Origin of the sequence: Limosilactobacillus coleohominis 101-4-CHN, from assembly GCF_000161935.1 — a bacterium.
Taxonomy (GTDB): domain Bacteria; phylum Bacillota; class Bacilli; order Lactobacillales; family Lactobacillaceae; genus Limosilactobacillus; species Limosilactobacillus coleohominis_A.
Genome location: NZ_GG698802.1, coordinates 458,543 through 468,580, shown reverse-complemented (window position 1 = coordinate 468,580; position 10,038 = coordinate 458,543). Strand labels below are relative to the sequence as shown.

General features: G+C 40.7%; 15 protein-coding genes. All 15 read left to right on the top strand.

Annotated features, from left to right (window positions below):
- Positions 1 to 4: 4 nt before the first annotated feature.
- The 15 genes from HMPREF0501_RS02335 (at position 5) to nusB (ending at position 9,963) form a co-directional block, all read left to right on the top strand.
- Positions 5 to 913, top strand: coding sequence for a phage tail domain-containing protein (locus tag HMPREF0501_RS02335; RefSeq protein ID WP_006916223.1), 909 nt, complete (start codon positions 5 to 7; stop codon positions 911 to 913).
- Entirely contained in the window at positions 910 to 2,592 is a 1,683-nt protein-coding gene (locus tag HMPREF0501_RS02330; RefSeq protein WP_040455638.1) for a phage tail protein, read from the top strand. The genes HMPREF0501_RS02335 and HMPREF0501_RS02330 overlap by 4 nt, the downstream gene beginning before the upstream one ends.
- Positions 2,589 to 3,680: a hypothetical protein gene (locus HMPREF0501_RS02325; RefSeq protein WP_006916221.1), complete on the top strand. Its 1,092-nt coding sequence runs from the start codon at positions 2,589 to 2,591 to the stop codon at positions 3,678 to 3,680. The genes HMPREF0501_RS02330 and HMPREF0501_RS02325 overlap by 4 nt, the downstream gene beginning before the upstream one ends.
- 13 nt (positions 3,681 to 3,693) lie before the next feature.
- On the top strand, positions 3,694 to 3,966 hold the full coding sequence (locus tag HMPREF0501_RS02320; protein WP_006916220.1) for a hypothetical protein: 273 nt from the start codon (positions 3,694 to 3,696) through the stop codon (positions 3,964 to 3,966).
- On the top strand, positions 3,966 to 5,084 hold the full coding sequence (locus HMPREF0501_RS08500; protein ID WP_050755738.1) for a phage baseplate upper protein: 1,119 nt from the start codon (positions 3,966 to 3,968) through the stop codon (positions 5,082 to 5,084). The genes HMPREF0501_RS02320 and HMPREF0501_RS08500 overlap by 1 nt, the downstream gene beginning before the upstream one ends.
- A gap of 15 nt (positions 5,085 to 5,099) precedes the next feature.
- Positions 5,100 to 5,555, top strand: coding sequence for a hypothetical protein (locus HMPREF0501_RS02310; protein WP_006916218.1), 456 nt, complete (start codon positions 5,100 to 5,102; stop codon positions 5,553 to 5,555).
- A gap of 12 nt (positions 5,556 to 5,567) precedes the next feature.
- Positions 5,568 to 5,924, top strand: a complete 357-nt coding sequence (locus tag HMPREF0501_RS02305; RefSeq protein ID WP_006916216.1) for a hypothetical protein — start codon at positions 5,568 to 5,570, stop codon at positions 5,922 to 5,924.
- Positions 5,924 to 6,046, top strand: coding sequence for an XkdX family protein (locus HMPREF0501_RS08695; RefSeq protein WP_006916215.1), 123 nt, complete (start codon positions 5,924 to 5,926; stop codon positions 6,044 to 6,046). Before HMPREF0501_RS02305 ends, HMPREF0501_RS08695 begins: the two co-directional genes overlap by 1 nt.
- Positions 6,047 to 6,170: 124 nt before the next feature.
- Positions 6,171 to 6,485, top strand: coding sequence for a hypothetical protein (locus HMPREF0501_RS02300; RefSeq protein WP_155801142.1), 315 nt, complete (start codon positions 6,171 to 6,173; stop codon positions 6,483 to 6,485).
- The gene (locus tag HMPREF0501_RS02295) at positions 6,472 to 6,759 is read left to right on the top strand and encodes a hypothetical protein (protein WP_223206774.1); all 288 of its coding nucleotides are present in this window, start codon (positions 6,472 to 6,474) and stop codon (positions 6,757 to 6,759) included. The genes HMPREF0501_RS02300 and HMPREF0501_RS02295 overlap by 14 nt, the downstream gene beginning before the upstream one ends.
- Positions 6,740 to 7,990 carry a LysM peptidoglycan-binding domain-containing protein gene (locus tag HMPREF0501_RS02290; RefSeq protein WP_081443404.1) on the top strand — a complete coding sequence of 417 codons (1,251 nt, stop codon included), beginning with the start codon at positions 6,740 to 6,742 and terminating at the stop codon, positions 7,988 to 7,990. The genes HMPREF0501_RS02295 and HMPREF0501_RS02290 overlap by 20 nt, the downstream gene beginning before the upstream one ends.
- Before the next feature lie 100 nt (positions 7,991 to 8,090).
- Positions 8,091 to 8,378, top strand: coding sequence for a type II toxin-antitoxin system RelB/DinJ family antitoxin (locus HMPREF0501_RS02285; RefSeq protein ID WP_040455636.1), 288 nt, complete (start codon positions 8,091 to 8,093; stop codon positions 8,376 to 8,378).
- A complete protein-coding gene (locus tag HMPREF0501_RS02280) occupies positions 8,368 to 8,688 on the top strand; it encodes a hypothetical protein (RefSeq protein ID WP_006916209.1) in 321 nt (106 codons plus the stop codon). The genes HMPREF0501_RS02285 and HMPREF0501_RS02280 overlap by 11 nt, the downstream gene beginning before the upstream one ends.
- 418 nt (positions 8,689 to 9,106) lie before the next feature.
- Positions 9,107 to 9,550 carry an Asp23/Gls24 family envelope stress response protein gene (locus tag HMPREF0501_RS02275; RefSeq protein ID WP_006916208.1) on the top strand — a complete coding sequence of 148 codons (444 nt, stop codon included), beginning with the start codon at positions 9,107 to 9,109 and terminating at the stop codon, positions 9,548 to 9,550.
- Positions 9,550 to 9,963 (top strand): transcription antitermination factor NusB, encoded by a 414-nt coding sequence (nusB, locus tag HMPREF0501_RS02270; protein ID WP_006916207.1) that lies wholly within the window; start codon positions 9,550 to 9,552, stop codon positions 9,961 to 9,963. The genes HMPREF0501_RS02275 and nusB overlap by 1 nt, the downstream gene beginning before the upstream one ends.
- Positions 9,964 to 10,038 lie beyond the last annotated feature (75 nt).

Here is a 10,038-nt window from a genome sequence, read left to right as displayed (position 1 = left end):
AGTAGTGCAAGTATTTTCAACGAAGAAAGTAAAACCACATCTTTACCCCTTTTTGGGTCCGCATGATGACCCAACACCGTATGTCGATTTTGAACCCATTGAGTTCTCAATTTCAGAAGATGGTAAAGAGTGGCATTCGATTTATGATCAACCTGATTTGAAAGATGTTTTATGTTATCTGCATAGTCCAGCACCAGTTCAACAAGAAGACAACCTTGAAAAACTTGGCCTGCAAGATGGGCAGAAGTTAAATTCAACGAGTTATAACACTCGTGAAATTACTATGTCGATTCACTTCTATGGTATGAATGAAGCTGACGCTTTTCTTGCGTTTGACGCCTTGCAAAAACTCATGGATAGCCGAGAAACATATTGGATTTGTTGGGCAGATTTTCCTCAACGTATGTATAAGGTACGGGCTAAATTAGCAGCCCCAACCTTTACCAGTGAAAGAGGGTGGATTTGTCAGGTCACGTTGACTGACCTTTATGGCCTTAGTCGTAGTGTGGGCACAACGGCTGACTTCGATGATATGGTTGAAGGGTTTGGCAACAACCAGCCTATCGACCGTCCACAATATGTGTTTACCAGTAATTCATTTACGGTGCTGAATACTTCCGAAGTCATGATTGACCCTGAAAGACGGGGGAAACCATTAACGATTATTTTAGAAGGTTCGGCTGGTGGGGATATGTCAATCAAAAACAAAACCACAGGCGATGAAGTTACTCGAAAGGGTGGCTGGTCTGGTATCTGGTCTTTGGTTGATGTAAACCCCATGCTCAACGGCAACCATGATGGCATTAACACTAATCACAAAATCATTACCCTTGCTAAGGGACCAAATGAATTTGTAATTAGTGGATTTCAAGGTAAAGTCACATTTGATTTTCCTTTATGGTGGAAATCATGATTGATGTAGCAGTGATCAAAAGCCATGATGGAAAAGCCGAAGAGCGAGTTAATTTTGCTGACCTTTATAACACTTGGCAACGCACTTTTGAGCTGAGTTCAACCTATCAAGTTGAATTTACGATGCGATACTTAAACGGCTTTGAGTACGTTTTTAATCTGGCTCAGGTTCAAGCCGAAGTGTTGTTTATGGGCCAGTCTTATAAGATCAAGGACATTGAACCTGTTACTAACGAACAAGGGGTCGCAACCAAAAAGATTACCGCTACTAACGCTTTAATTGATAAACTTAAAAACCTACGGGTTGCCGATGATGATAAGTCAGACAATTCTTCTAGTGACAGTTCATCAAGCGATGATAATAAACAGCCTGGTACAGTCATTAAACCAGCTCCAGCCGACCCAACCTATACGTTAGACACGGTTATGCACCAGTTCTTTGATAATAACGATCAAAGAATTAGTTACGAACTTCACGGAAGTTTTACCGCTCTAACCGAAAAGGCAAGCGGTAGTTGTTTAGATTTTCTAACATCTAATCTTGCTGGTTGCGGTGGTTACTGGATACCTGACGGGAATGTCTTAAAGATTTATGATCTAAACTCATTAACTCATCAAACGGGCGAAACGTTTAGATACCTTTATGATTCGCCCAATGTAGATATTCAGCAGTCAACGGCTGACTTGGTTAATGTGGTCAATGTGAAAGCTGGGAAGATGGAGAAAACGACTACTACTTCTGATAGCAGCGGACCAGTTTCTCAGGACGCTCAAGGACTAATTAACTATGCTCGTTCATGGTTGGGGCGCCCTTATATCTTAGGTGGACGAACTGAAGCAGGTTCTGATTGCGCAGGTTTTGTGCACTTCTGCTATGCCAAGATGGGTGTTGATATTGGTTGGACGACCTACACACAGGTTGGCTCATTCCATCAAGTAGGCTCTGCACAAACGGGGGACGTTGGGTTTTATGGCTCATTCAGTGCTCCGTATCACGTTTGCCTATTTCTTGATGCCAATACGATTATCTATGAACCGCAGGAAGGCGAAAGCTGTAAGGAAATCCCAGTAGGTAATTACCCGCCATCATGGATTGGGCGCAATGACCAAATGGCTTCTATTATGAACGGCGGTGGTTCGGCTGGTAGTACATCAAGTTCGACAGAAGAATTCTATCAACTCAACTTTCAATTTAAAGACCAACAGTCAATTGATCTTTATGATGAACACGTTGGAGAAGATCAAACCCTTGATACGATTTATGACCAGAACCAAGCAACTCAATATCTACAATCACATTTACAAGTTGCCCCAGCAACTACCATGACATGGACACATAAGGGTGATTGCCCGTACCAACTCGGCGATAGCGTTCATACGTACGACCCCGAATTAAACGTTGACACTGACATGGTTGTGTTCAGTGTCACTACTAACGATTACAACCAGAACAACGATGCCACGATTAACTTTAACAACACGGGTAAAGCGATGAATGACATTAATGAGGCTATACGGAAGCAGTTCAGAAATATCAACCAGCAAATGGTGGGTATCTCCTCGAGTGTTCAAACGGCTACTAGCGGTGCTCGTTATGAAGATCATTTCCAAGGGATTACTACCGTAACGACAAGTGATATGGAGAAGGTCAAAGCATTAACAGGAGGGATTCAATCATGACGGAAGAGATGATTAGACCAATGACCTTGATTGATTATGAAGACCCTGAGAGCCATGTTCCTGTTAAAGCATGTTCTCCTGATAACGGGCGAACGGTTAAAATCTATTTCACGCCTTGGGGGATCGTCTGGCACGCTGACGATGTAGAAGTGTTATGGAATGATTTTCTCAAAGATAAAGTTAAATCTGCTATGTCAGTTGATTGGGATAGCATTCAGAATAAGCCTAAATTTGTTACGCCTGACGAGTTGGAAGCACGACTGAATAAATTATCGATGCCAACGGTTAAATGGGCTGACATTGAAGATAAGCCGGTAATTCCAAGTACTGATGGTTTAGTAAGTAAAAGTGAATTGTCAGGCTATGCGAAACTATCGCAGATTCCTAAAATGCCGGATTTGAGTGGTTATGCCACTACAGCAATGTTGGTGGATTATGTGAAACGCACTGAATTACCAGACTTTACACAATTTGCCAAACGGTCTGATATACCAAGCATTGCTAATTTAGTTAATAAAGCGGAGCTTGATAATTACGCTAAAAAAGAAGATCTACCTGATTTTAGTCAATTTGCTACCAAAGCTGATCTTTCTTCATCTAGTGGTGTGAAACAATCTGACTTGGATAAAGTGAGGGCGACTGCTGAAAGTGCATTAAGTAATGCTAAAAAGGCACAATCAACGGCAGACGCTAATTCCAGTAAGTTTGATTATTATGTCACTACTGAGACGTTGGATAGCTTTGAAGGCGCCGTCAGTGATTTACTTAGCAACAAAGCCGACCGAAATGAATTACCAAGTATTGATACTAGCGATTTACATACAACTAAAAAGCCGTCTGATTATTCTGACGGCTTTTCTTATGAAGTGAAAGCATTATCTGATTTAGGTATCGATCTGACTAAGTACGATAAATCAGTTCAGAACGGCTGGATTGGGCTAGTTAAATCCGAACGTGTTTCTATCTTCAATACGGTGTATGTAACACAAACGGTCAGAGTGCTTGGCTCTTATCGTCCATCAACATTCATTCGTAATGGCAGTAATGACACTTGGTACCCGTTTGAATTGCTTAATACTTGGTCTTAAAGGAGTGATGTAAGTGGCTGAACAAATTAAACTTCATACGACCGATTTACCAATGGTGATTAACCGAGAATTCTATGATGATTTGGTCGAAAACTTTACAACGATTGAGCAAGAAATGAATGAGTTTGCGGAAATGGTTGGGGATAAGAAGTCACAAGCTAATTTCCAAAAACAACTTAACGAACTCAAATCACGAATTAATACCGTTGCCGTTGGGGGAATTGATGAAATCGCCTTAGAAAATGCGGTAACGAGAGTCTTGCAACAGAAAGGGGTGATTAACTAATGGAAATGATGACGTTTCACGTTGACAGCGACAGGCGGAAAATAGCCGGAACAATGGATAGCAATGTGCTTAATATTGACTGGAGCAGTGATCAATATAATTGGATTCAAGCACGGCAATATGATAGTGCAATGCGGCAAGTCCTTGTCCAGGTCTACCGTGGAGATGGTTCAGCAGACAGCCCACAAGTTCCGTTTGATCTAACTGGTTGTAACGTGGTGCTTGAAGGGGTGTTGCCTGACAAGACACACCGTATTTATGACAGTAAACACTGTGTCATGCTGGACGCTACGGGTGGTCAGTTCCGTTTTGACTTCCCAGCGCAAGCCTTTGCTTTGGCTGGATCGTATGCACAAATCTTTTTCCGTATCATGAAGGAAGGGCAGTCAATTGCTACCCTTGAGTTCAACATGGAAATCATGGCAGATAGGGTCATTTCGGGGTTAGTTGCGAGCGACTACATTACACCATTCAATGATCTATATGATAAGTTGTCAGCAATCATTGCTAATGCTGACGGTGATCTTAAGAAGTTCAAAGAAACATGGGATGCTACTATCAAGGCTTTTCTTGCAACTTACACCAAGGACTTCAACGATTTACAAGACGTTATTTCACGGCTTGAAAGTCGGGTTCAGGATATTGTGGCGGAAGTCAAGGCTAATGATGTAGTTACTATGTCAATGCTAGCTCGCTATGCTGGTTGCCCAGTCATGATTGGGATTGCTCATCTAGAGCTTGGCACTAACAGCCAAGGGCTACCAGATATTTACCCGTCAGTCCATGCTTACGCTGGTAAGTATGGGGCAGGTATTGGTGGCGCTGGCGAAACGCCGGCTGGTGGTTCAACGGTCTACGATGTGAATGTACGAGCAGTGCGGAATGAGCCAACGGAAGTTGAGCTGTTCGTTAGCCCTGATAACATTCACGGGTTCATGTCTGATTTAGATATGAGTGACCCAGACGCAAGTTTCGGTGGTTCATTTGTTTATGTTTACAGTGGTATCTTTACCATCGTTTTAGAGTTCAAAGGGGCTACAGTAACCAAGTTTGATGTTGCAAATGACTTCGTAGCGAACTTCAAAGATACGCAACCAGCAAAGACAACAAGCAATTAGAAAGGAGATTGAATAATGTCCGATTATTCAAAATTAAAATTGGCTCATGGTGAATTACCATGGGATCCCAAATATAATGGTTTAGTAGATGCGGTTAGTGATTTATCGGAACAGTACCAAGGCTCCGAGAGTACCGCCAATGTTACCCCATTAAGTGGTGTAACAATTGACCAAAGCGCCATTAAAATTAGAAAGTTAAAGTTTAAAGACGTTACGGTAGTTTTCTTTAATATTTACATTGGTAAAGTCAACGCAAAGCAATGGCAATCAGTACCGGTTTTGAGTATTCCAGCCAGTTTCTTAGATGGTCACTCTAAAGTTGAAAACTATTCAAGTTATCAACATACTGATGACGCAAAGGAATTTACTTATGACTGTAACGCTAATGGAACAATTAATATTTTCCCAAGAACCGCAAACTTTGAAAATCAAGATTTGTATGTGCTGGGTACTCTAATGGCTTATGACTAAGGAGGGTATTTTATGAAGAATATTTATTATTTTGATCAAAACGGAAATTATCTTTACATGGATACCATTAATGCAGATCAAAATATACCAAGCAATGCAACGACGCTGGTTCCTGAAGGATTACATCCACGATTTGACGGTACTAAGTGGAATGCAATGAGTCGTGAGGACTTTGATAAAGCTAATCCACCAATGCGACCAGCTACACCGCAAACACCAAGTCCTGCTGATAAAGCACTTAATGCTTTAGGACTTCAATTAGCCGAAACACAAAAGCAGTTGCGAATTACTAACCAAGCGGTCAATGCGCTTGGTTTACAGTTTGCGAAGCAACAACAAGGCAATACTAAGAATGGAGATGCTCAATAATGTTTGATTTTTGCAAATATATGTTTGAACTGAATTGCCCAATCGAAGGGTATGTTGGTCTTTCAATTACTGCTGACCAATACAAGCAAATTACAGGTAAGGATTACGTCCCTGCCGCTTAATTAAGAAAGGGGGAACCCTTTTTCGTAACACTTCTCGCCTTTGAAATACACAATACATTATGTTGAACCACAGCTCATCACTGTGGTTTTTCTTTTGGGCGGGCTAAAGAAAGGTGGTAATTATGTGAGGTGGTTAATCACACCGCATACTTTCTTGTCACTAGGTTGGGAAGAGTGGGCTTCAATCGTTGCTATTATTACAGCGGTGGCGCTGGTTGGCCGTTGGTTGATTAACACGGCGAAAAGAGAACTGCTGGCAGAAACCAACGATCAACTCCGCCTACTTAATCACAATATGGAGGTCAAAAATCGCCACGATGAACGGGTAGATAATCGTCTTGAAAAGGGCGACCGCAAATTTGAAGAGAACTCGGTTAGGCTAGATGACCACGAAAGGCGCATTACAAGATTGGAGGACGAACAGCATGAAAGAAAATAAAATTACACAAGCATCTTTGAAGAAGTTTTTAAATACAGACGGCACGTTAAACAAAACTGTCGTTGCGTCATTTATTACCTTGTTAATTGTTTTAGTTCAACAGGTCATGATGGCTTGCGGGGTTTCCTACGGTCATTGGGACCAATTAGTCGGCATTATTAATACGGTTCTGACGATTCTAGGGCTTTGCGGTTTTGTAGAAGGAAACGGTGAAGTGGAAAACCCAACCAATGTAAAGGTAGGTGACACGACCAATGAAGCACAAACTAAATAGATGGCTGACGTTTGTAATTGCAACCGCCTTTTTATTTTGTGGAATTTCAACAACCTTCTCAGTTGGGGGAATCACCACAACGACAATTCCTACAGCTTATGCTGCTAAGGGCGATCAAGGAGTTGACTGGTCTAAGTATCAAGGCAACTTTGGTGCTTGGGGGTTGAATGATGATAAGTTTTCAATCAGTCAAGTTGGGGGATATTACAACGGTTCATTTGTTGAACAATACACCTATCCAACGCAGGTAGCGACTACCATTGCACAAGGCAAGCGAGCACACACCTATATCTATGCTCAATTTAGCGGCCGGTGGCAAGCTGACCAAATGCTCAATTACTATCTACCAAAGGTACAAACGCCAAAAGGTAGTATTGTCATGTTAGACGTAGAAAGTGGTAACCCGGACACTGATTCAGTATTATATGCTTTGAAACGTGTACAGGATGCAGGTTATACAGCGGTATTATATGGCTACAAGAATTTCTTGGTTAATCACTTAGATCTACACCAGATTGCTAGTCAATATCCATTGGCATTAGCGGAATATCCTGACTACAACGTAACGAAGCATCCAAACTACAACTACTTCCCAAGCTTTGAAAATATCGGTATCTTCCAGTTCACATCAACATATAATGCTGGCGGCTTAGATGGCGATGTTGATTTGACGGGGATTACTGATAATGGATATAAGGCAGGTAATCCACAGAAGCCAAAGACGAATACTCCAGCTACAACTACTGGTAAGCAACTCCACCAAGACACTCATAACTACACGGTTAAAGCTGGTGACTCTTGGTGGAGCATTGCTCACAAGTTCGGGATGGATATGAACGCTCTAGCGAAGTTGAACGGTACCACCATCAACACCGTTATCCACCCGAACCAAGTATTACGGGTTGCTGATCACGGTTCAGGTAGTCAAGTATCGAACAAGGTACAGAAACCAATTGCTCAACCTAACCAGTCAAACTGGACTGATAACATGGGTGACACTTGGCACCGTGAAAATGGTACCTTTACTTCTACAACATGGTTGCACTTGCGGTGGGGAGCTAAACCAAGTTCTTCATCAATTGCTTATGTTGGACCAGGTACCACCATTAAATATGATGCTTGGTCAAAGCATGATGGGTTCATTTATGTACGTCAGCCACGTTCTAACGGTTATAGTTACATTGCGGTGAGGAACGCATGGAACCATGAACCTTATGGTACATTCAAATAACAGTAAACCCTAGTGGTCATTACAAAAGTAGTGACTGCTAGGGCTATTTTTGTTGTGTTTTAACGATTAAAGAGTATAATATAGTTATGAGGTGATGACAATGGATTCTGTAATGATGAAAAATAAAAACAAAAAGTTACAAGTGAATATTAATCGTGAATTAGCTGGAGAAGCAGAAGATGTAATCGAAGAACTGGGATTAACACCAACCGCTGTTATTAATGCTCTATATCGTGAAATTGTAGCGACTGGCAGAATTCCGCTTAACTTAACCCTTACTCCTGAACAACGTACAGAGTTACACATTCGTCAGTTGTCTAAAGATAAACCAGAAGTAGAAATTAAGACTAATAAAGATTTCGAGGAGTTTTTCGACGATGAAGACTAATGATATTTCAACAGCCTATATTTCTTTTCCTGGTGGCGGCAAACGTAGACCTATCTTCATTATTTCTGATAAAGAAGGGGTTGTTCGTTTTTATAAAATCTCTACTAAATATGCTAACAAGTCCAATAAAATCAAAAAGATGTATTTCCCAATAGATCATTGGCAAGAAGCTGGTTTAAATAAACAGTCATATATTGATACGATTACCGTTGGTCGTATTAATAAACATGACTTTAAATTAAAATTGATTGGTAGACTCATTCCAGAAGATGCACGAAAATTAGAAATGTTCCTTGAACAGCAGTCATAAATAAAAAATCCATCAGCTAAAAGATGATGGACAACGACTATATATTGGAATTTTTACGCAATTTCAGTATCGCAATTTCAGTATATAGTCTTTTTTTGTTTCCGTAAAGAAATGCAACAGATTTTCATTGATAGTTGAATCGGACAATTGCGGTTAAACTCGACAAGTAATATAATAAATTCATGTTCATGGGGCAGAATTAAAGATTTTCACTGAAATTTAACGTGAGGTGCACACAAGGGGCAAACTTTCAGAAATGATATCAACAATCTGGAAGAAAATAATGGTCATTTCAGTTTATGATGGTTGAAAAATCAACTTCTGAAAAACATTGTTTGCCAAGTGAAAAACCCACGATTAGTTTAGTGCAAAATAAATACGATAAGCTATATGAAGAAAGATAATTGGAGGTCAGAGAATGGCTGAGGAATCAAAGATCGTTTTAAGTAGTAAAGATCAAACATTAGGGGCAATTCAAATTTCCCCACGTGTCTTAGAATTTATTGCGGGAATCGCAGCCAGTCAGGTCGATGGGGTTGCGAAGATGTATGGATCACTGGCTAATAATGTTGGTGAATTACTGGGTCGTTCTGACCACCGCCGTGGCGTTAAATTAACGCGTTCTGATGATGATACTTTGATGATCGATGTTGCAGTTTATCTTGATTACGGGGTTTCCGTGCCACAAGTGGCTGCAAAAATTCAAGAAAATGTTAAACAGCGCATTGCTTCGATGACTGATTTAGTGGTCACCACTGTAAATGTCCATGTCCAAGGAATTAATGCTGAAAAGACCGAAAGTGATATTGACCCCAACGATATTTTTGGAACACAAAACAATGATAAAGATGGTGAAGAGTAGTGAGTTTTAGTCGTCATACAATTCGCATTGCAGCCTTTCAAACGCTGTTTGCATTAATCAACAATCCATCAGCAGATAAGGGTGCACTTTATGCTGAAGTTTTAAAACTCGGTTCCAAGGAAACTGCTCCCCAATATCTTGATGAATTAGTAAGTGGAGTTCAAGAACATCAAGCAGATTTGGATGCAATTATTAGTAACTATTTAACCAATAATTGGACGATTGACCGTCTTGCTCGTCCAAATCTAGTTATTCTTCGTATTGCTTTATACGAACTCCAATATGAAAAAGAGTTACCAGCACCGATTGTCATCAATGAAGCGCTTGAATTAGCTAAGTCATTCAGTGATGATAAGTCACGACGGTTTATTAATGGTGTGTTGGGTCACTATGAAAAAGAGCATGCTAATTAATTTCAAAGATACGTGAATTAGGAAAGAGGCTGGCGGTGCCCAACCTCTTTTTTGCAATATGAAAAGGGGAATACG